Origin of the sequence: Sphaerisporangium aureirubrum, assembly GCF_042658925.1 — a bacterium.
Lineage (GTDB): Bacteria > Actinomycetota > Actinomycetes > Streptosporangiales > Streptosporangiaceae > Sphaerisporangium > Sphaerisporangium aureirubrum.
This window is the reverse complement of sequence record NZ_JBHSRF010000003.1, coordinates 35861-54970: the sequence shown is the minus strand read 5'-3', so window position 1 is coordinate 54970 and position 19110 is coordinate 35861. Positions and strand designations below refer to the sequence as shown.

The window sequence follows — 19110 nt, the reverse complement described above, 5'->3', positions numbered from 1 at the left end:
AGGTTGGAAGGGCGGCGACCGAGGTGAAGCGGATGAATCCGGAGGGCGTCACGGTTGAGCGAGAACGACGGATGACCGAAAATTCACGGTTGGTCTGGTCGGAATAGTAGGGATATGCTCCCCTATGTCCGGGTGACCACCTGCGGGTGGCCACGCGCCACCGCCACGGAACACGAAGCAAGGAATCATGCGTATCACCCCAGTTCTAGCCGTGGCCACGGCGCTGCTGTCCCTCACCGCGTGCGGCGGCGGGGGCACCGGCGGGCCGAACGCCTCCGCCGCCCCCGACGGGAAGTCGATCATCCTGATCACGCCCAACCCGGTGGGCACCAACAGCTTCCTGCAGCTCGGGGTCAAGGGCGCCGAGGCGGCGGCCAAGGAGATCGGCGCGTCCTTCAAGCTCTATGAGAGCAAGGACCCCACGAGCATCGCGCAGAACGTCGACGCGGCCGTGCGGGCCAAGCCGACCGTCATCGTGGGCATCAGCTTCTCCTTCGACGACGTGTTCACCACCGTGCCGAAGCAGCACCCGCAGCAGCAGTTCCTGCAGGTGGACTCGTGCGCCAAGGAGCAGGCACCCAACCTGGCCTGCGTGTCGTTCAAGGAGCACGAGGCGGCGTACCTCGCGGGCGTCGAGGCCGGGCTGCTCACCAAGAGCGGCAAGATCGGCGTGGTGGCGGCGCTCGACACGCCGTTCATCCACCGCTGGATCGAGCCGTTCTTCGCGGGCGCCGCGTCGGTCAAGCCGGACGTCGCGGGGACCCCGCTCTACGTGGGCGGCAACAACCCGTTCAGCGACCCGGCGCGGGCCAAGTCCCAGGCGCAGACGCTGACCGACCGCGGCGCGGACATCACGCTGGCCGCGGCCTCGGCGGGCAACCAGGGTGTGTTCGAGGCGGTCGCCGCGACCGGCGCCAAGGCGTTCGGCGTGGACGTCAACCAGTGCGGGCAGAGCGCGGGCAACGTCGTCGACAACGTGCTCAAGCACGTGGACGTGGCCGAGCTCGCGGCGATCAAGGAGATCGTGTCGGGCAAGACCGGCGGGGTCAAGGTGTACGGCCTGGCCGAGGGCGGCGTGGGCGTGGGAGCCCTTTCCGCCGACGTCGCGTCCTCCGGCTGCACCGTGGCGGCCAGCCCGGACGTCATCACGAAGGTCAAGCAGGTGCGCGACGACATCCTCGCCGGGAAGGTCACCGTCGCCGACCCGCTGCAGAGCTGACCGTGGCGGTACCCGCGGATCCGGCGGTGCCCGCCGTCGAGCTCGTCGGCGTCACCAAGCGGTTCGGCTCGGTGCTCGCCAACGACGGGATCGACCTGGCGGTCGCCAAGGGGGAGGTCCACGCCGTCGTCGGGGAGAACGGCGCCGGGAAGTCCACCCTGATGTCCGTGCTGTACGGCCTGCACCGGCCGGACGCGGGGCACGTGCTGCGTGAAGGGCGGCGGCTGCGGCTGCGCTCCCCCGCCGACGCCATCGCGTGCGGGCTCGGCATGGTGCACCAGCGGTTCCGGCTGTTCCCCGACCTCACCGTGGCGGAGAACATCGTGATCGGCGCCGAGCCGGTGCGGCGCGGGGCGGTGGACCGGGCGGCGGCGCGGCGGGCGGTCGAGGAGCTCGGCGAGCGGTACGGGCTGCGTGCCGATCCCCGGGCGCGGGTGGGGGACCTGCCGGTCGGCGTGCGCCAGCGGGTGGAGATCCTGCGGGCGCTGTACCGGGGCGCCGAGGTGCTGATCCTGGACGAGCCGACCGCCGTGCTGACCCCCGGCGAAGCGTCCCGGCTGTTCGAGGTGCTGCGGACGATCACCGCGACCGGGGCCTCGGTGCTGCTGGTCACGCACAAGCTCGGCGAGGTGCTCGCCGCCGGGGACCGCGTCACGGTGCTGCGCCAGGGGCGGGTCACCGGGCGGTTCCGCACGGCGGACACCAGCGCGGACGAGCTGGTCCAGGCGATGATCGGCCGGTCCCTGTCCAGCCTGGAGCACCGGCGGGACGGCGGCGGCCCCGCCTCGGGGGCCTATGCGCTTGAGGTGCGCGACCTGAACGTACGGGACCGGGACGGGGTCGCGCGGCTGACCGGGGTGTCGTTCGGCGTGCGTCCCGGCGAGATCGTGGGGATCGCCGGGGTGGCGGGCAGCGGCCAGCGGGAGCTGATCGACACCGTGACCGGCCTGCGCACCCCCGGCCCCGGCGACTCGGGCGAGGTGCTGCTCGGCGGCGCCACGGCGCGGCGCGGCAGGGAGCCAGGCGTCGCCTACGTGCCCGAGGACCGCCACGGCCGCGGCACCGCGGCGGACATGTCCCTGGCCGAGAACCTCCTGATGGGCGACCAGCGCGCCACCGGCCGCCGCACGTTGCCGAGGGCCGCGGTGCGGGCCCGCGCGCGCGACCTGGTCGAGCGCTTCTCGATCAGCGCGGCCTCGGTCGACGCCCCGATCTCCGCCCTCTCCGGCGGCAACGCCCAGAAGGCGGTCCTGGCCCGCGAACTGTCCCGTCACACCCCCGTGATCGTGGTGGAGGAGCCCACCCAGGGCGTGGACGTGGGCGCCCAGGAACGCATCCACACCCTGCTGGCCGAGGCCCGCGACCGCGGCCAGGCCGTGCTGCTCCAGTCCAGCGAACTCTCCGAGCTCCGGCTCCTGGCCGACCGCGTCCTCGTCATGTTCGAAGGCCGCGTAGTCGCCGAACTGAACGGCGCCACCGCCACCGAGGCGGCCCTCGGCCACGCCATGACCGGAGCCACCCCATGACCGGCACAACGGATATGTCCGACACCCCCGACGGCACTCGCCCCCCGGCAGCGGAACACACCCCTACCACTCCGAGCGGCGAAGCGAACCCCCCCTCCACACCCGGCACTCCCGGTGGTGAAGCGGACCGCCCCTCCCTCCCCGACGCTCCCCACGACGGAGCGGACCAGCCCTCCACGACCGGCGCTCCCCCTATTGGGGCGGAGCGATCCTCCCCACCCCAGCCATCCCCCGCCTTCCGGGTGTGGGGGGCCGTGGGGCGGGTAGCCGGGGCGGCGCCGGTGCTGGCGGTGGTGGGGGCGCTGGTGTTGACGACGTTGGTGATGGTCGTGGTGGGGGTGGATCCGGTGCTCGCTTATCCGGCGTTGGTGCGGGGGGCGGTGGCGGACGGGAACTTGGAGTACACCGTCGCGGCGTTCGTTCCGACGCTGGGGATGGCGCTGGCGTTCGCGTTGCCGTTGCGGGCGGGGGAGTTCAACCTCGGCGGGGACGGGCAGATGGCGGCGGGCGGGGTGGCGGCGGCGGGGGTGGCGCTGAGCGTGCCGCTGCCGGCGGGGGTCGCGGTCGTGGTGCCGCTGGTGGCCGCCGGGCTCGCGGGAGGGCTGGTGGCGGGGGTGTCGGCGCCGTTGCGGACGCGGCTCGGGCTGCCGGCCATCGTGACCACGCTGCTGATCAGCGCGCCGATGGTGTCGCTCGCCTCGTATCTCGTGCGCTTCCCGCTGGCCGAGCCGGACACCGGCATCGCGCAGACACCGCTGCTCCCGGACGCCGCGCACCTGCCCGCCCTGACCGAGGGCGGGTACGTCACGCTCGGGCTGCCGCTGATCGTGCTGCTCACCCTCGCCTGGCTGTACGCCGACACCCGCACCGTCACGGGGTACGAGATCCGCGCGACCGGCCACAACCGGGAGTTCGCCCGCTACGGCGGCGTGCCGGTGGACCGCCTCGCGGCGGTGACGCTGGCCGCCGGGGGCGCGTTCGCCGGGCTGGTGGGCGGCCTGATCGTGCTCGGCCCGCCGTACCGCTTCGTGGACGGCGCCCTCACCGCCCCCGGCTACACCTTCACGGCGGTGGCGGCCGTGCTCCTCGCCACCGCGCGGCCGATCGCCGTGCCGTTCACCGTCGCGCTGCTCACCGTGCTCCAGGTCGGCGGCCAGGGCATGGAACGCGAGGCCGGGGTGCCGAGCCAGCTCACCCAGATCGTGCAGGGACTGATCATCGTGATCGTCGCGGTGGTCGCGACCGTGCGGCACCTGCGGCAGCGGAGGGCCGGATGAACATCCTGGAGTTCTCCTTCCTGTCGGCGGTGCTCACCGCCATGACGCCGGTCGTGCTGGCCGCGCTCGGCGGCCTGCTCTGCCAGGTCGCGGGCGTGTTCAACATCGCGCTGGAGGGCCAGCTGCTGTGGGGCGCCTTCACCGCCGTGGTGTTCAGCCACCTGAGCGGCAACGCCTGGATCGGCGTCGCGGGCGCCGTGCTCGCCACCGCGCTGTACGCGGCCCCGCTGTCGGTGTCCTCGGTGACGTTCCGCGCCGACCCCATCGTGGTCGCGGTCGGCACCAACCTGCTGGCCCTCGGCCTGACCGCTTTCCTGATGCGCCAGATCTTCGGCAGCGGCGGCACCTACACCTCCCCCGGCCTCGCGGGCCTGCCGACGCTCGCCGAGCTGGGCCTGGACGTCCCCGTGCTCGGCCCGCAGTCCCCGGTGGTGCCGTTCGCGCTGGTCCTGGTGGCCGCCGTCTCGTGGTGGCTGGCCCGCACCCGCTCGGGCCTGCGGCTGCGCGGCGCCGGGCAGCACCTGGACGCCGCCGCGGCGCTCGGCCTGCCGGTCACCGCCTACCGGCACGGCGTGGTGCTGGCCGCCGGCGCGCTGTGCGGCCTCGCCGGGGCCCAGCTCGCGCTCGGCAACGTCACGCTGTTCAGCGAGGGCATGAGCGCGGGCCGCGGCTGGGTGGCCGTGGTCGCCGTCATGCTCGGCGGGGTACGCCCCTACCGGGTGCTGCTCGCCTGCCTGCTGTTCGGCGCGGCCGAGGCGGTCGGTTTCCGGCTCCAGGGCGCGGGCCTGCCGCAACAGGCGGCGGACGCCGCACCATATGTGATCACCCTGCTCGCGCTGGTCCTGGCCGGTGTCGCGGCCCGGCGGCGCACGAAGGAGGCATCATGAGCACCCGCACCCCCCTGATGGACGACTCGGTCCGCTTCGCGGGCGACGCGGTGGAGATCCTCGACCGCCGGGTCTATCCCTTCGAGGTGCGCTGGGAGCGCTGCGCCACCAGCGAGGACGTCGCGGTGGCCATCGAGCGCATGGTCACCCAGAGCTCGGGCCCGCTGTTCGCCACCACCGCGGGCATGGTGCTGGCCGCCAGGGAGGCCCGGCACGAGCCGCCCGGCGCCGCCGCGGCGCGGCTGCGGGCCGCCGGAGACCGGCTGATCGCGACCCGGCCGACCAACAACCACATCCGCGACGCGGTGGCCGCCCTCCTGGCCGCCACCGCCGACGGGCCGCTCGCGAACGCCTCGGGCTCCGACCTCGTCCCGGCCGTGGAGGCCGCGGCGGCCGAGCACGACGCCGGGTACCGGGCGCACAGCGCGGCCCTCGGCGCGCACACGGCGGGCCTGCTGCCGGACGGCGCGCGGGTGCTCACCCACTGCTGGGCGGACGCCTACCTGATCGGGACGGTGCGGGCCGCGCAGGACGCGGGCAAGCGGCTGGAGTTCGTCTGCACCGAGACCCGGCCCTACCTGCAAGGAGCCAGGCTCACCGCCGCGACGCTCGTCGAGATGGGCTACCGTCCCACGCTGATCACCGACGGCATGGTGGCCGCCGCGCTGGCCGACGGGCTCGCCGACGTGGCGCTGACCGCCGCCGACCGGGTCACGCTCGACGGGCACGTGATCAACAAGGTCGGCACCCTCGGCGTCGCCCTCGCCGCCCGGCACGCCGGCGTGCCGTTCTACGCCATGGTCTCGGCGCCCGACCCCCAGGCCCCCACCGCCGCCGACGTGGCGATCGAGCACCGCGACGGCGACGAGGTGCTGCACGTGCTCGGCGCCCGCAGCGCCGCCGAAGGCGTCACCGGCTACTACCCGGCCTTCGACACCACCCCGCCGCACCTGGTCACCCGCATCGTGACCGCGCGCGGCGTCTACCGTCCAGAACATGTGAAAGAGGCTGTATGACCGAGGTCCGGCGCGTCGTCGTCGACACCGACACCGGGATCGACGACGCGCACACCCTGCTCTACCTGGCCGGGCGGCCGGACGCCGAGATCGTCGCCGTCACGTCGGTGTACGGCAACTGCGTCGAGGACGACGCGGTGCGCAACATCGGCTACGTGAACGCCCTGCTGGGGCTGGACGTGCCGGTGGCGCGCGGCGCGGCGGGCCCGCTGTCCGGCAACCCGCGCATCGCGCGGGCCGTGCACGGCAAGGACGGCCTCGGCGACGTCGGCTACGACCGGCCGCTGCCCGCCGTCATCGGGGAGAGCGCCGCCGAGCTGCTGGTGCGCCTCGGCCGCGAGCAGCCCGGGGAGCTGGACCTGCTGGCCCTCGGGCCGCTGACCAACCTGGCGCAGGCGCTGCGCCTGGACCCCGAGCTGTTCACCCGCTACCGCAGCGTGGTCGTGATGGGCGGCTCCGGGCCGTACGCGGCGCCCGGCACGCTGCTGATGGTGGACGCGAACATCAACAACGACCCGGCCGCCGCGGCCGAGGTGTTCGCCGCGCCGCGCCGCGAACTGGTGATGGTGGGCGTCAACGTGACCGCCACCACGATCCTGGACGAGCAGGCCATCGGGGTGCTGCGGGCCGCGGGGACGCCGGTGAGCAGGTTCGCCACCGAGATCCTCGAGGCCTACCTGGACTTCTACCAGAACGAGTGGGGGCGCAGGATCATCCCGCTGCACGACCCGCTCGCCGCGGGCATCCTGCTGGACCCGGGGTTCGCCACCGCCTGGGTGGACGGGCCGGTCAACGTGCTGAGCGACGGCTTCCTCAGCCGGGCGCGGCTGATGCGCACCCACGACGGGCTGCCGCCCGCGTTCCGGTACACGCCGGCGCCGCCCACCCGGGTCATCACCGCGGTGGACGCGCCGCGTTTCGTCGCCGACTTCGTGGAGGTACTGAGCCGATGAGCGAGCCCACCTGGATCGTGCTGGACATCGAGGGCACGACGAGTTCCACCGAGTCCGTGCACGTCGGCCTGTACGCGTACGCCCGCCCGCGCCTCGGGCCGTACATCGACGCGCACCGCGAGGACCCCGAGGTGGCCGCCGCCGTCAAGGAGACCGGCGGGGAGACCACCGAGGAGACCGTGGCGATCCTGCACGGCTGGATGGACGGCGACGTCAAGGCCACGCCGCTCAAGACGCTCCAGGGACGGATCTGGGCCGAGGGGTTCGCCGCCGGGGAGCTGAGCGCGCACTTCTTCGACGACGTGCCGCCCGTGCTGCGAGCGTGGCACGCGGCGGGGCGCCGGCTCGCGGTGTTCTCCTCGGGGTCGGTGGCCAGCCAGCGGCCGTGGTTCAGGCACACCACCGCGGGGGACCTGTCGCCGATGATCCTGCACCACTTCGACACGGTGAACGCCGGGCCGAAGCGGGAGGCCCCCTCCTACACCCGCATCGCGGAGGCCCTCGGCGCGCCGCCCGGCGAGCTGCTGTTCCTGTCCGACGTGCCCGCCGAACTGGACGCCGCGGCGGCGGCCGGGTGGCGGACCGTCGGGGTGCGCCGTCCCGGCGAGCCCAACGGCCAGGCGGACTTCGGCGCCCATCCCACCGTCGCGTCCTTCGAGGAGATCAAGTGAGCGGCCCTCCCACCGCCGAAGGAGTGTTCGGCGCGGGCGCCAGGCTCGCCGCCGAGGCCGCCCGGTTCACCTCGTTCGGCTGGATGCGCGGCACATCGGGCAACCTGTCTGAGGTGGTGTCGCGCGACCCGCTGCGGCTGGCCGTCACCGCCAGCGGGCTGGACAAGGGCGAGCTGACCGCGTCCGACGTGGCCGTGGTGGGCCCGGACGGCGCCTCTGTGGACGTCCCCGGCGTGACGCCGCTGGTGCCGTCCGCGGAGGCCGGGCTGCACGCCAGGGTCGCGGCGGTGACCGGCATGGACGCCGTCGTGCACGTGCACGCGCTGAACGCGGTCCTCGCGGGGCACCACTGGCCGAAGGGCGTGCGCCTGCGGGACGTCGAGACGCTCAAGGGCATCGGGCGGCTCGCGCACGACGACGAGGTGGTCATCCCGGTGATCGCCAACAGCCAGGACATGGACGAGCTCGGCGACCGCTTCGAGGCGGTGTACGACGCGGGGGTCCCGGCCGTGATCGTCGCCTCGCACGGGCTGTACACGTGGGGGCCTTCGCTGCACCGGGCGCGGCACGTCACCGAGTGCGTGGAGTGGCTGCTGGCGTACGCCATCGCCATCCGCTGACGGCCTTCCGGGGCCGGCGCGGGGTCTAGGCGACCGCGTCGGCCAGCAGGTCCCCCACGTGGGCGAAGGACGGCGCGGGGGCGACGAGCAGGTGGCGGGCGGCGTGCAGGACGCCGCGGATGGCCTTCACGCGCAGGTCCTCCGGGAGGGTCTGGATGTCGGCCACCCCGGAGAAGCCGATGACGCGGCGGGCCGCCTTCGCGGCGGCGAACGCCGCGGCGTCGGCGCGGACCTTGGCCAGGTAGCCCTCCAGCACGCCGTCGCCGTACACCCGGGGGTCGAGGCGGTCCGGCCACAGGGCGGTGAACTCGGTCTCGAACGCCTCCCAGGTCTCGGCGGCCAGGCCGAGCACCCATTCCGCGTGCGCCTCGTCCTTGAGGGCGAGGCCGCGGGCGGCGGCGAGGACGTAGTTGCCCCAGAGCGCGCCGATGTCGAAGCCCACCGGGCCGTAGAAGGCGAACTCGACGTCGAAGGCGCGGGTCGAGCGGGGGGCGCCGTCCGCGGCGGGGCGCACCAGGACCGAGCCGGTGTGCAGGTCGCCGTGGATCAGGGCCTCGGCGTGCGTCATGAAGGAGAGCTTGGCGAGGCCGATGGCCGTGCGGACCGCGGGGTCGCCCGCGTAGGCCGCCACGTCCTCCGCGTTGGCGGGCAGGATGCGGTTGTGCTCGTGCTCGATGTACGGCTCGGTGAAGACGAGGTCCTCGGTGATCTCGCACAGCTCGGGGTTCATCGACGCGGCGACGCCCGCCTTGTGCGCGTAGGGCCCCAGCCCGAACACCGACGTGCCGAACCCCACCCGGGCCACGTACCGGCCGAGGTCGCCCGCGACGCCCTCGTCCCTGCGCGCCTCGTTGAGCCTGCCGCGCCACACCTGGTGGTCGGACAGGTCCTCCATCGCCAGGACGTGGCGGTCCTCGTCCTCGTCGTACAGCGCGGGGACCAGGCCCGGCGCGACCCTGCCGTGCTCGGTGAGCACCCTCGCCTCGATGCGGTTGCGGTCGGGGGTGATGGGCCAGTCCGGGGCCACCCGGACGTACGGCATCGCCTGCTTGAGCACCACGCCGGGGCCGCCGCCCGCCTCCACGGCGAAGACGACGTTCATGTTGCCGTCGCCGACCTCGCGCACGGCCGTGATGCCCGCCGGGTCGACCGCCCTGGCCAGGGCGGGGCGTGCCGCGACGTAGGCGGGCACGGTGGCGGCGGTGAGCTTCTCGTACTGCTGTCCGGTGACGGTGGTCAACGAACGGTCCTTTCTCGACGTCCCGGCGTGAGGGTATAGCTGACGACGAGCGCGCCGACCAGCAGGGCGCCCTGGACGAAGGTCTGCGCGTAGTACGGGGCGTTGAGCATCGTCATGCCGTTGATCATCACACCGATGAACAACGCGCCGATGACGGTGCCCAGGGCGTTCGGCCGGTTGGCGCCGAGGACGGCGTGGCCGATGAGGGCGGCGGCCACCGACTGGAGCAGGTACGGGTCTCCGGCGCCCACGTCGCCGCGGCCCAGGCGAGCGGACAGCATGATGCCCGCGACGGCGGCGCACAGGCCCGAGACCACGTAGGCGAGGGCGCGGTACCTGGCCACTCTGATGCCCGCCAGCCGGGCTGCCTCGGCGTTGCCGCCGATGGCGTACAGGGCCCGGCCCCAGCGGGTGTGGACGAGCAGGACGTACACCGCTATCGCCAGCAGGGCGAAGACGATCACCGGCACCGGGACGGATCCTATGGTGCCGCCGCCGAGCCAGGTGAAGCCCTCGGTGTACTTGCCGGGGGCCGGGGCGTCGTTCACGGTCATGCCCGCGGAGACCGACTGGCCGGAGGTGAGGATCAGGGCCAGGCCCTGGAAGAGGAACATGGTGCCGAGGGTGGCCACCAGGTCGGGGACCCTGGCCACGACCGTGAGCAGGACGTTGACGCCCGCCACCAGCAGGCCGGTGACGAGGCCTGCCACGATGGCGGTGGCGCCGGTGAGGTTGAACCTGACCATGGTGAGGGCGGTCACCATCACCACGGCACCCACGCAGGCGCCGGCGGAGAGGTCGAAGCCTCCGGTGGTCATGGAGACGGTGACGCCGAGGGCCACCACGCCCACCACCGCGACCGACTGGAGGACGATCAGGGCGTTGGCGTAGGTGCCGAAGGCCGGCCTGAGCACGGCGAAGACGATCAGCATGGCGACGAGCACCGCCACGAGGCCGTACCGGTAGGCCACCTCGGCGGCCCTGGGACCTCGCCTTGGCCGGGGCTCTTCCGTGGCGCTCGCGGTCGCCTGCTGCGAGGTGGTCACTCCGTCTCCTCGTCGTTCACGGTGCCTGACATCACAGTGCCGGACATCAGGGTGGCCAGGCGTTCCGGGGTGGCCTCGGCGGCGGTCAGCTCACCGGTCAGCACTCCCTCGTGGAGCACCAGGATGCGGTCCGCCACCTCGACGATCTCCTGCGGGTCCGAGGAGGCGACGATCACCGCCAGGGGGGCGGCGTCCCTGATGACGCGTCCGATGTCCGCCCGCGCCCCCACGTCCACCCCCCGGAAGGGTTCGTCCAGCAACAGGACCTTGGGCCCCGTCTCCAGCCACCTGCCGACCACGACCTTCTGCTGGTTGCCCCCGGACAGCGTTTCTATCGCCGCTTCGATTCCCGCGCCGTTCCGGTTCCCGCCGAATCCCGGCCCGCGTACCCCGAACCGCTCGGCCACCCGCTGGGCGGCGGCGGTCTCCGACTTCCGCGACAGCAGTCCGAGCCGGCTGTGGGCCCACAGCGCGGGCAACGTCACGTGCGCCCTGATCGACCACCCCGGCACGATGGCCTGCGCGGACCGTTCCTCCGCCGCGAACGCCACCCCTGCCGTGACCGCGTCCTTGGGATGTCCGGGCCGGTACGGCTTCCCGTCCACCCGCATCTCTCCCGAGACGAGGCGTCGCGCTCCCCCGAGTTGCTCCAGCAACTCGGTCTTCCCAGCCCCCACCAGCCCGGTGACCCCGAGCACTTCCCCTTCCCGCACCTGAAGACTCAACGCGACCTTCCCCGGCCCCGTCCGCACCCCGGCCGCCTCCAGCACCACTGACGCTGTCTTGCCCGCCCTGGTAGGGCCCGGCGATGGCGGAGCGGCCGACGCGGACGGCTCCACTGACGCCGACCTGCCCGCTTCAGTGGGGGGCAGCCCTTTCGCGGCGATAGGCGTGCGCTCGGGGGTCATCGTGCTGTCCCGCTCCGGGGTAGCCGGGGGGTGGGGGGCGAAATCGCCGAGCATGGCTTCGACGATGGACTCTCGGGTAACGGGGGCGGTGAAGGTGCGGCGGAGGCGGCCGTCGCGGAGGACCATCACGCGGTCGCAGAGGGATTCGATCTCGGAGAGGTGGTGGGAGACGTAGAGGACGGCTACGCCGGTGGCGGCGGCGGTGCGGATCTTTTCGGCCAGGGCGCCGGCCTCGGTGGCGGAGAGGGTTGAGGTGGGTTCGTCGAGGATGAGGAGGCCGGCTTTGCGGGACAGGGCTCGGGCCAGGACGATCTGCTGGCGGGTGCTGGCGGGGAGGGACTCCACGGGGGCGTCCAGGGGGACGCTCAGGCCGGAGGAGCCGGCGATGGCGCGGGCCTTGGCGGTGATCCGGGCACGGGTGGTGAACCAGCCGCCGCGGTGGGCGATGGAGTCCAGGGTGAGGTTCTCGGCGACGGTGGTGCCGAAGACCACTCCGTCGTCGATGTTCTGGTGGACGGTCTGGACGCCGGCCGCCTGGGCGGCCAGGGGGTCGCCGGGGGTGAAGGGGTGCCCGGCGAGGGTGATGCCACCCGCCGTGGGGCGGGTGGCACCGGAGAGGATCTTGATCAGGGTCGACTTGCCCGCGCCGTTCGTGCCGATCAGCCCGACGATCTCGCCGGGCCGGACGTCGAGCGTGACGTCGTCCAGCGCCCGGGTCGCACCGTACGTCTTCGACAGGCCGGACACCGCGATCGCGGGCACGGTCACGACACGGCCTCGCCCACGCGGACCGCGCCCAGGGGACGCGGAGCGGTCACGAGGCCGAGCGGGAGACCTGCCACGGTCGCGAGGTGGAGCAGGGGACGTGCCATGGTCACGAGGCGGACCAGGGGACGTGGGCCACGTCGGGGGTCACCAGGGCGGGGACGGCCTGGGTCAGCTGGGTGATGTTGGTGATCTTGCCGTCGCGGAGTTGCTGCTGGGTCACCAGGGCCGGGGGGACCATCAGGGCGGGGTCGACCTGTTCGCCGGCCACCAGGAGGGCGGCGGCGCGGACGGCCACCCGGCCCACGTTGGAGGGGTCGGTGGTGGAGGTGGCGACCCAGGGGCTGTTCGGCTCGGTCATGACGCCGATGTCGGCGGTGGAGATGTCGGCGCCGTAGACCTTGACCTTGCTCTGGAGGCCCAGCTCCTTGACGGCCAGGGTGGCGCCCTTGGCGAACTCGTCGTAGGGCGCGAAGATCGCCTTGGTCCCGGGGTTGGCCTGGAGGGCGGCCTTGGCCTGGTCGGCGACGGCGGAGGCGGTGGAGCTGTTGACCACGCCGATCTGGGCGACCTGCTTGATGCCGGGGTTGTCCGTCTTGAACTTCGTCCAGGTCTCGTTACGCCGGTCCAGGGGCGCGAAACCGGCGACGTACACGTAGATGACGTCCCCGGACCCGCCGGTGTCGGCCTTGAGCGCCCCGAGGGCCTGCTCGGCGATCTGGTGGTCGTCCTGGGAGAGCGCGACGGCCTTGGGCGTGCCGGGGTCGACGTCGAACGCCACCAGCGGGATGTCCGCGTCGGCGGCCTTCTTGATCGCCGGCTGGACGGTCTGCGCGAACCCGTGGTCCACGATGATCGCGTCGGCCTTCTGGTTGACGGCCTGCTCCAGGTTGAGCGCCTGCTTGTCGTTGTTGCCGTCGCCGCTGGAGATCTGCAGCGTCACGTTCAGCGCCTTGGCCTCGGCCTCGGCACCGGCCAGCCACTGCTCGAAATAGTCGCCCGAGGAGAGCTGCCGTACCAGGGCGATCTTGACGTCGCCGGAGGCGAACTTCGCCGGTACGGACGCGGCCGGGCTCGCGGGCGCCGCCGTGGTGGCGGGCGCGGAGGTGGCGGGAGTAGCGGAGCTGGAGGGGCCCTGGGAGCAGCCGGCGAGCGCCAGGGCGCTCAGCACGAGGGAGGTCCCGAGGAGTCTTACGCGGATCACATGCGGATGTTAGGCGCAGCTCACCCCTATTGTCTACTTTTTGTGTAGGATTTAGGTAGTTGTCCGGATGGGAGCACAATCGAGCCATGACTTACCTGAACGTGTACACCGACAGCGACAGCCCCGAGACGGTCCTCACCACCGAGGACCCCGCCGAGATCGCCGCCGCCCTCAAGGAGATCGACGTCCTGCTCCGCCACTGGGCCGTCGCCGACATCCCCGCGGGAGCCGGCCAGGAGGAGATCCTCGAGGCCTACCGCGACGAGGTGGCCCGCGTCGTCGCCGAGGAGGGCTACACCTTCGTCGACGTCGCCCAGCTGCACCCCGACGACTCGGCCGACTGGCCCGAGCGCGCCGCCGGGGCCCGGCAGAAGTTCCTCAACGAGCACACCCACGACGACGACGAGGTCCGCTTCTTCGTCAGCGGCTCGGGGATCTTCTACCTGCACGTCGACGGCAAGGTGCACGCCGTGCTGTGCGAGCCCGGCGACCTGCTGAGCGTCCCGGCGAACACCACCCACTGGTTCGACATGGGCACCACCCCGGACTTCACCGCCATCCGCTTCTTCCACGACGACGACGGCTGGGTGGGGAACTTCACCGGGGACCCCCTTTCCTCGCGGATCCCCGACTTCGACACGATCGTCGCCGGCCGCCGCTGACGGGCACACCGAAGACCACGGGCCGGCGCCGTTCAGGGGAGGCCGCCGGCCCGTGCCGCCGTTCCCGGGTCGCGGCCGGGAACGGCTCAGGCCTCAGGACGTGAACGGCACCAGCGCCGGGCGGTCGGCGGGCCGGGCGGGGTGGCGCCACAGGCCGCGCCGCTCCAGCAGGGGCAGCACGCCCTCGCCGAACCAGTACGCCTCCTCCAGGTGCGGGTAGCCGGACAGCACGAACTCGTCGATGCCGATGGCGTGGTACTCGGCGATCTTGTCGGCGACCTGCTCGTGGCTGCCCACCAGCGCCGTCCCCGCCCCGCCGCGCACCAGGCCCACGCCAGCCCACAGGTTGGGCGAGATCTCCAGGCCGTCCCGTGCGCCGCCGTGCAGCTCCAGCATGCGCCGCTGCCCCTCGGACTCGCTGCGCCGCAGTCCCGCCTGCACCTTCTCGATGGTCGCCGGGTCGATGCCGTCCAGCAGCCGCGCGGCCTGCGCCCACGCCTCCTCCGCGGTGTCGCGGGTGATGACGTGCAGCCGGATGCCGAACCGCAGGGCACGCCCCTCGTCGGCGGCCAGCCCCATGATCCACTGGATCTTCTCGGCGACGGCGTCCGGCGGCTCGCCCCAGGTCAGGTACACGTCGGTGTGCCGCGCCGCCACCGGCCCCGCCGCGGCGGACGAGCCGCCGAAGTACAGCGGCGGCACGGGGTCGGGCAGCCGGGCCAGCTTGGCGCCCTCCACCCGCAGGTGCCTGCCCTCATGGGAGACCGTCTCGCCGCGCCACAGCTCCCGCACGATGTGCAGGAACTCGGCGGTGCGCTCGTACCGGGCGTCCTTGTCCAGGAAGTCGCCGTAGGCGCGCTGCTCGTGGGTCTCGCCGCCGGTGACGACGTTCAGCAGGAGCCTGCCCTCGGACTGCCACTGGTAGGTGGCCGCCATCTGCGCGGCCAGCGTCGGGCTGACGAAGCCGGGCCGGAACGCGACGAGGAACTTCAGCCGCTCGGTGGACGCCACCAGGAACGCCGTGCTCAGCCACGCGTCCTCGCACCAGGAGCCGGTCGGCGTCAGCGCGCCCTCGAAGCCCATGTCCTCGGCGGCGCGGGCGATCTGGCCGAGATAGCTCCGCGTCGGCGGGCGATCCCCGCCGGCGACCCCGGCGGGCAGCCCGTGGCCGCCCCCGACGATGTAGCGGCTGTCGCCGTTGGTGGGCAGGAACCAGAGGAACTTCATCAGACGACTCCGTGTCTCGGCGGGCGGGTGCCGTTGAGCGTGTACCTGCCGATGTGCTGGATCTTCCAGCGCACCGGGTCGTGCAGGGTGTGCGTCCTGGCGTTGCGCCAGTGCCGGTTCAGGTTGAGGCCCTCCAGGCTGGAGCGGGTGCCGGAGACCTCGAACACGGCGTCGGCCAGCTCGATGGCGGTGCCGTCGGAGTGCGCCTTGGCGACGGCCACCGCGATGGACGCCGCCGCCGCGCTGTCGTCGGTGAGCCCGGCTCTGGCCGTGTCGACGGCCCGTCCCGCCTCGGCGAGCAGCGCCTCGGCGGCGCGCAGCCGCACGGTGAGCTCGCCGAAACGCTGGACGAGCAGGGGGTCCTCCGCGGCGGTGGCGGCGCCGCTCTCGAACCACGGCCGCGACTTGGTGCGGACGAACTCGGCGGCGTCGCGCAGGGCGGCCCCGGCGATGCCGACGTCGATGGCGGCGTGGATTAGCTGAGCGTAGGCGCCGTGCAACTGAGGTCCGGTGAAGGTCAGGTGGTGGGGCACGACGCGCTCGGCGGGCACGCGGACGCCGTCCAGCCGGACGGTGCCGCTGGCGGTGGTGCGCTGCCCCATCCCGGCCCAGTCGTCCACGACCGTGAGGCCCGGGGCGCCGGCGGGCACGTACGCCACGTGGAGCCGTTCGTCGTCGCCCACGGCGAGGACGGGGATCCAGTGGGCGAACAGCGCGCCGGTGCTGTAGTGCTTCTCCCCCGTGAGCACGTAGCCGCCCTCGCCGTCGGCGCGCAGCCGGGTGCGGTAGTCCTGGACGTGCTTGGTGCCCGCCTCGGACTGCGCGTTGCCGAACCGGCGCCCGGCGAGCACCTCGCCGTACAGGAAGCGGCGCTGCTCGTCGGTGCCCTGCCAGCGCAGCACGTTGACGTAGACGAAGTGGCTCTGCGGGATCTGCGCGACGTTCGGGTCGCCCTGCGCGAGCAGCCGGATCACCTCGGCCAGCGTCACCGCGGTCACGTCGGCGCCGCCGTGCTCGCGCGGCACGGTGATCGCGAGCAGGCCGCTGTCCGACAGCCGGTCCAGCTCGGCGAGGGGCAGCCTGCGGCCGGCGTCCCGTTCCGCGGCGTCCTTGGCGAGGTATTCGGACAGTTCCGCGGCCACCTCGACGGCCTCGGCATCGGATCCGATCACGTGCGTCATCCCACTACCCGCCCCCTACACCCGGCTATTACCTAGGTACACGGTAGGAATACTAGGTTTTACCTGTCAATATAGTGACATATCCCCCCGTCCAGGTCGGCCGCGACCTGGGGTAGCGTTGACAGTCAACTCCGTATTTCCTACTGTTTATGTAGGTAATCGGGTCCGGGTCCTGGAGGCTGGAAGTGGTGAAAGTACTCGACCATCCGGCACTCGACCTGTCCCCCACCCGGCTGCCCGCAGGTCAGCCCGTCATCGTGCGCGGGATGGGCTCCGGCTTCTCCCGGCTGCTCACCGTGCTCACCGAGGGCCGTGGCGGCACGTTCTCCCGGGACCGGCACGGCGGGGTGACCTATCTGCCGGCCGGCGCCGAGCCGGTGATCCTCGTGGGCTCCGGACGGGGTGTGCCGTGCCGCGCGGCGACCAGGTATCCCCTGGCGGCCGGCCCGGTCCCGGTGCCGAGGTTCGCCGTGCCGGAGGCGCTGCCCCGCGTGACGTCCCGGTGGCGCCGCGACGTGTGGCCGCTGGTGGCCAAGGACCTGACCTACGCCTACTACCACGAGCTGCTGGCGGGCCACCCGGAGCGAGCGCGCGTGGGCTGGGCGGAGTTCGCCGAGGCGTACGCCGCGGAGGAGTGGTCCAGCGTGGCGATGCGCGCCCTGATCCGCCGGGCCGTCCCTCGCTTCGCCGACCGCCTCAACCTCGCCCGCCTGGACCGCCCCCTGGACGGCATCAAGTTCGGCGACCCGGCCGGGCTCCAGCGCTGGATGCACGGCTACCTGGACGCCGACATCACCCGCCGCACCGACCCCGCCGGCAGCGCCGACCTGGCCCTCGCCCACGCGGCCCGCGCGCTGCGCGACTCCCTCGGCGACACGCACGGCGACCCGTGGCTGGACGGCTTCGCCCACTTCACCGCCGACGGCCCGCCCCCGGCGTGGCTCGCCGAGCTGCAGTCGCTCGCCGCGGCCGGGGTCGTCGTCTTCCTCGGCGCGAACCTCCAGGTCCGCCCGGACGGGAACGGCATGTGGCGCGCGGCGGGGACCACTCTCCCCGGGGGTGTCCAGGCCCACGTCGCGCTGGACACCCGGGGGATCGTGGAGAAGCAGGAGGAGTACCGCTAGGGGACGTCGCCCGCCCGGTCGACGATGCCCCTGGTCACCTCCGCCCAGGCGGCGATCAGCTGCCCTCCCGCGTCCGATCTCCTGCCGCCCAGGTAGGCGTAGCCGTCCGGGTCGACGATGATCTCTTGCCGTTGTCCGTCCGGGTGGTCCAGGTACACCCCCACGCCCTCGCGTCCGGTCAGGCTCCGGACGTTCTGTTCCAGCGCGACACCCCGGAGCATGGACAGGACGGTGTAGAGCGCGGCGCGCAGGCGCGGCGGCGGGCCCCCCTCCTGGAGGAGGAGCTGGATCTGGCCGAAGGCCGTCACCTCGTCCGGGAGATGGGGGTGGGGCTCCCGGTCGGCGCGCAGCCGGTCGGAGAGGGCGGCCGGGTCCAGCGGGAGGGACCGCACGTAGGCGGCGTCCCAGCGGGGAGGCGGGAACGACGGGTCCAGGGCGGACGTGACGACCTCGCCGCCGCCGGCGGGACGGGGCGCGCCGGCGCGGTCGCCGCCGGTATGACGGTGGGCCACCTGGGTGCCGTCGCCCTTGCGCCAGCGTTCGTAGGTCTGTACCGAGCCCGGCCCCCGCTCGGGCTGGTACGTCAGGCCCTTGATGTAGAGCCACTGATCGGCCCGTGGATACATGTCCGCCCCTTCGGCCGCCGCCGCCCGGGTGGCTCCCGCGGCCAGCGTCTCCACCGCCGCCGCCGGGGTCCAGGCCGCGTGCGGCGGGACCCGGTCGTCGTCGAGCGCCCGCACCACCGTCACGCCCGCGATCACCGAGAGGCCGAGGGCGCCGGCGAGCGCCACCCGGGGCAGCACAGACCGAGGACGCCGCCGGGGGGACGTGAGGGTCGTCGCGGCGACCACGCGGGCCCGTGCCCCGGCCAGGGCGGCGGGGTCCGCGGGCATCTCGGCGCGCAGGTCCCTGATCAGGTCGAGGTCGTTCATGAGGTCTCCAGGGTGCGGGCGACCTTGCGGCGGGCGCGGGACAGGCGGGAGCGGACCGTGCCGACGGGGACGGCCAGGGCGCGGGCCGCCTTCTCGTAGGTGAGGTCGCCCCAGGCGATGAGCAGCAGGACGTCGCGCTCGCCGGGGGTGAGGCGGGCCAGGGCGGCGGCGAGGCTCCGGCGGGTGGCGACGGCGGACACGCGGGCGATCACCCGCTCGTCGACCGCCGCCACCACCGGGTCCACGCCGGTGCGGGCCAGCGCCCGGTACGCCCGCACCTCCGCCCTGCGGTGGCCGCCGATGACGTTGGTGGTGATCCCGTACAGCCAGGGCAGCGCGTCGGGACGGCCGAGGTCATAGGTGTGCCGGCGCTCGAAGGCCCTGGTGAACGCCTCGGCCACCACGTCCTCGGCGTGCTGGGGGCCGAGGCGCCGTACGGCGTAGCGGTGCAGCGCGGCGGCGTGCCGGTCGAACAGCTCGGCGAAGCGCTCCGGGGCGCGCAGCGACGCCTCGATGACCGAGGAGTCGGGCGGCTCCGTGGTGCCGTCCGCGGGGGGCCGCGCCACGGCCGTCGAAGGAGGATCCGCCAAGACGAGCTCCCGTTCCGAAGTGATTGTCACAACGGTCCTTTAGCCGCAGGGCCGCGTGGAGT

The 19110-nt window shown here is 73.3% G+C and carries 18 protein-coding genes; 10 read left to right on the top strand and 8 right to left on the bottom strand.

Annotation, left to right across the window (positions count from 1 at the left end):
* The first annotated feature begins 187 nt into the window (after positions 1–187).
* The 8 genes from ACFP1K_RS02950 to mtnB all read left to right on the top strand — a co-directional run bounded on the left by ACFP1K_RS02950 (position 188) and on the right by mtnB (position 8169).
* Positions 188–1219 (top strand): BMP family ABC transporter substrate-binding protein, encoded by a 1032-nt coding sequence (locus tag ACFP1K_RS02950; RefSeq protein WP_380746834.1) that lies wholly within the window; start codon positions 188–190, stop codon positions 1217–1219.
* A 2-nt stretch (positions 1220–1221) separates the two neighbouring features.
* Positions 1222–2745 carry an ABC transporter ATP-binding protein gene (locus ACFP1K_RS02945; RefSeq protein ID WP_380746832.1) on the top strand — a complete coding sequence of 508 codons (1524 nt, stop codon included), beginning with the start codon at positions 1222–1224 and terminating at the stop codon, positions 2743–2745.
* Between the two features lie 254 nt (positions 2746–2999).
* On the top strand, positions 3000–4022 hold the full coding sequence (locus ACFP1K_RS02940; protein ID WP_380746830.1) for an ABC transporter permease: 1023 nt from the start codon (positions 3000–3002) through the stop codon (positions 4020–4022).
* Positions 4019–4909, top strand: coding sequence for an ABC transporter permease (locus ACFP1K_RS02935; RefSeq protein ID WP_380746828.1), 891 nt, complete (start codon positions 4019–4021; stop codon positions 4907–4909). The genes ACFP1K_RS02940 and ACFP1K_RS02935 overlap by 4 nt, the downstream gene beginning before the upstream one ends.
* Positions 4906–5925, top strand: a complete 1020-nt coding sequence (locus ACFP1K_RS02930; protein WP_380746826.1) for a hypothetical protein — start codon at positions 4906–4908, stop codon at positions 5923–5925. The genes ACFP1K_RS02935 and ACFP1K_RS02930 overlap by 4 nt, the downstream gene beginning before the upstream one ends.
* Complete coding sequence (locus ACFP1K_RS02925) at positions 5922–6878, top strand: nucleoside hydrolase (RefSeq protein ID WP_380746824.1); 957 nt, start codon at positions 5922–5924, stop codon at positions 6876–6878. Before ACFP1K_RS02930 ends, ACFP1K_RS02925 begins: the two co-directional genes overlap by 4 nt.
* Positions 6875–7549, top strand: coding sequence for an acireductone synthase (mtnC, locus tag ACFP1K_RS02920; protein WP_380746821.1), 675 nt, complete (start codon positions 6875–6877; stop codon positions 7547–7549). Before ACFP1K_RS02925 ends, mtnC begins: the two co-directional genes overlap by 4 nt.
* Complete coding sequence (gene mtnB, locus ACFP1K_RS02915) at positions 7546–8169, top strand: methylthioribulose 1-phosphate dehydratase (protein ID WP_380746818.1); 624 nt, start codon at positions 7546–7548, stop codon at positions 8167–8169. Before mtnC ends, mtnB begins: the two co-directional genes overlap by 4 nt.
* Before the next feature lie 25 nt (positions 8170–8194).
* Here mtnB and mtnK read toward each other — a convergent pair whose 3' ends face one another.
* From mtnK to ACFP1K_RS02895, 4 genes are all read right to left on the bottom strand, one after another.
* The gene (gene mtnK / locus ACFP1K_RS02910; RefSeq protein ID WP_380746815.1) at positions 8195–9409 is read right to left on the bottom strand and encodes an S-methyl-5-thioribose kinase; all 1215 of its coding nucleotides are present in this window, start codon (positions 9407–9409) and stop codon (positions 8195–8197) included.
* A complete protein-coding gene (locus tag ACFP1K_RS02905; protein ID WP_380746813.1) occupies positions 9406–10455 on the bottom strand; it encodes an ABC transporter permease in 1050 nt (349 codons plus the stop codon). Before ACFP1K_RS02905 ends, mtnK begins: the two co-directional genes overlap by 4 nt.
* Positions 10452–12131 (bottom strand): sugar ABC transporter ATP-binding protein, encoded by a 1680-nt coding sequence (locus ACFP1K_RS02900; RefSeq protein WP_380746811.1) that lies wholly within the window; start codon positions 12129–12131, stop codon positions 10452–10454. Before ACFP1K_RS02900 ends, ACFP1K_RS02905 begins: the two co-directional genes overlap by 4 nt.
* Positions 12132–12237: 106 nt before the next feature.
* Entirely contained in the window at positions 12238–13332 is a 1095-nt protein-coding gene (locus ACFP1K_RS02895) for a substrate-binding domain-containing protein (RefSeq protein WP_380746809.1), read from the bottom strand.
* Positions 13333–13418: 86 nt separating this feature from the next.
* Here ACFP1K_RS02895 and ACFP1K_RS02890 point away from each other — a divergent pair, with 86 nt between their 5' ends.
* Positions 13419–13994: a 1,2-dihydroxy-3-keto-5-methylthiopentene dioxygenase gene (locus tag ACFP1K_RS02890; RefSeq protein WP_380746807.1), complete on the top strand. Its 576-nt coding sequence runs from the start codon at positions 13419–13421 to the stop codon at positions 13992–13994.
* Positions 13995–14087: 93 nt separating this feature from the next.
* Here the strand turns inward: ACFP1K_RS02890 and ACFP1K_RS02885 are convergent, their stop codons facing one another.
* Positions 14088–15221 (bottom strand): LLM class flavin-dependent oxidoreductase, encoded by a 1134-nt coding sequence (locus ACFP1K_RS02885; RefSeq protein ID WP_380746805.1) that lies wholly within the window; start codon positions 15219–15221, stop codon positions 14088–14090.
* Positions 15221–16402: an SfnB family sulfur acquisition oxidoreductase gene (locus ACFP1K_RS02880; RefSeq protein ID WP_380746803.1), complete on the bottom strand. Its 1182-nt coding sequence runs from the start codon at positions 16400–16402 to the stop codon at positions 15221–15223. The genes ACFP1K_RS02885 and ACFP1K_RS02880 overlap by 1 nt, the downstream gene beginning before the upstream one ends.
* Positions 16403–16590: 188 nt before the next feature.
* On the opposite strand from ACFP1K_RS02880, the gene ACFP1K_RS02875 reads away from it, so the two are divergent.
* A complete protein-coding gene (locus tag ACFP1K_RS02875) occupies positions 16591–17526 on the top strand; it encodes a hypothetical protein (protein ID WP_380746801.1) in 936 nt (311 codons plus the stop codon).
* On the opposite strand, the gene ACFP1K_RS02870 is transcribed toward ACFP1K_RS02875, so the two are convergent.
* Both ACFP1K_RS02870 and ACFP1K_RS02865 read right to left on the bottom strand, forming a co-directional pair.
* Positions 17523–18458: a CU044_5270 family protein gene (locus ACFP1K_RS02870; protein ID WP_380746799.1), complete on the bottom strand. Its 936-nt coding sequence runs from the start codon at positions 18456–18458 to the stop codon at positions 17523–17525. The two genes, ACFP1K_RS02875 and ACFP1K_RS02870, sit on opposite strands and share 4 nt — an antisense overlap.
* Entirely contained in the window at positions 18455–19048 is a 594-nt protein-coding gene (locus ACFP1K_RS02865) for an RNA polymerase sigma factor (RefSeq protein ID WP_380746797.1), read from the bottom strand. Before ACFP1K_RS02865 ends, ACFP1K_RS02870 begins: the two co-directional genes overlap by 4 nt.
* Positions 19049–19110: the final 62 nt, after the last annotated feature.

Bases quoted from the DNA above. Each gene is read 5' to 3' on its own strand.
- ACFP1K_RS02950 (WP_380746834.1), top strand. From the start codon at position 188: ATGCGTATCACCCCAGTTCTAGCCGTGGCCACGGCGCTGCTGTCCCTC.
- ACFP1K_RS02935 (WP_380746828.1), top strand. From the start codon at position 4,019: ATGAACATCCTGGAGTTCTCCTTCCTGTCGGCGGTGCTCACCGCCATG.
- ACFP1K_RS02930 (WP_380746826.1), top strand. From the start codon at position 4,906: ATGAGCACCCGCACCCCCCTGATGGACGACTCGGTCCGCTTCGCGGGC.
- ACFP1K_RS02925 (WP_380746824.1), top strand. From the start codon at position 5,922: ATGACCGAGGTCCGGCGCGTCGTCGTCGACACCGACACCGGGATCGAC.
- mtnC (WP_380746821.1), top strand. From the start codon at position 6,875: ATGAGCGAGCCCACCTGGATCGTGCTGGACATCGAGGGCACGACGAGT.
- ACFP1K_RS02890 (WP_380746807.1), top strand. From the start codon at position 13,419: ATGACTTACCTGAACGTGTACACCGACAGCGACAGCCCCGAGACGGTC.
- ACFP1K_RS02885 (WP_380746805.1), bottom strand. From the start codon at position 15,221: ATGAAGTTCCTCTGGTTCCTGCCCACCAACGGCGACAGCCGCTACATC.
- ACFP1K_RS02880 (WP_380746803.1), bottom strand. From the start codon at position 16,402: ATGACGCACGTGATCGGATCCGATGCCGAGGCCGTCGAGGTGGCCGCG.
- ACFP1K_RS02870 (WP_380746799.1), bottom strand. From the start codon at position 18,458: ATGAACGACCTCGACCTGATCAGGGACCTGCGCGCCGAGATGCCCGCG.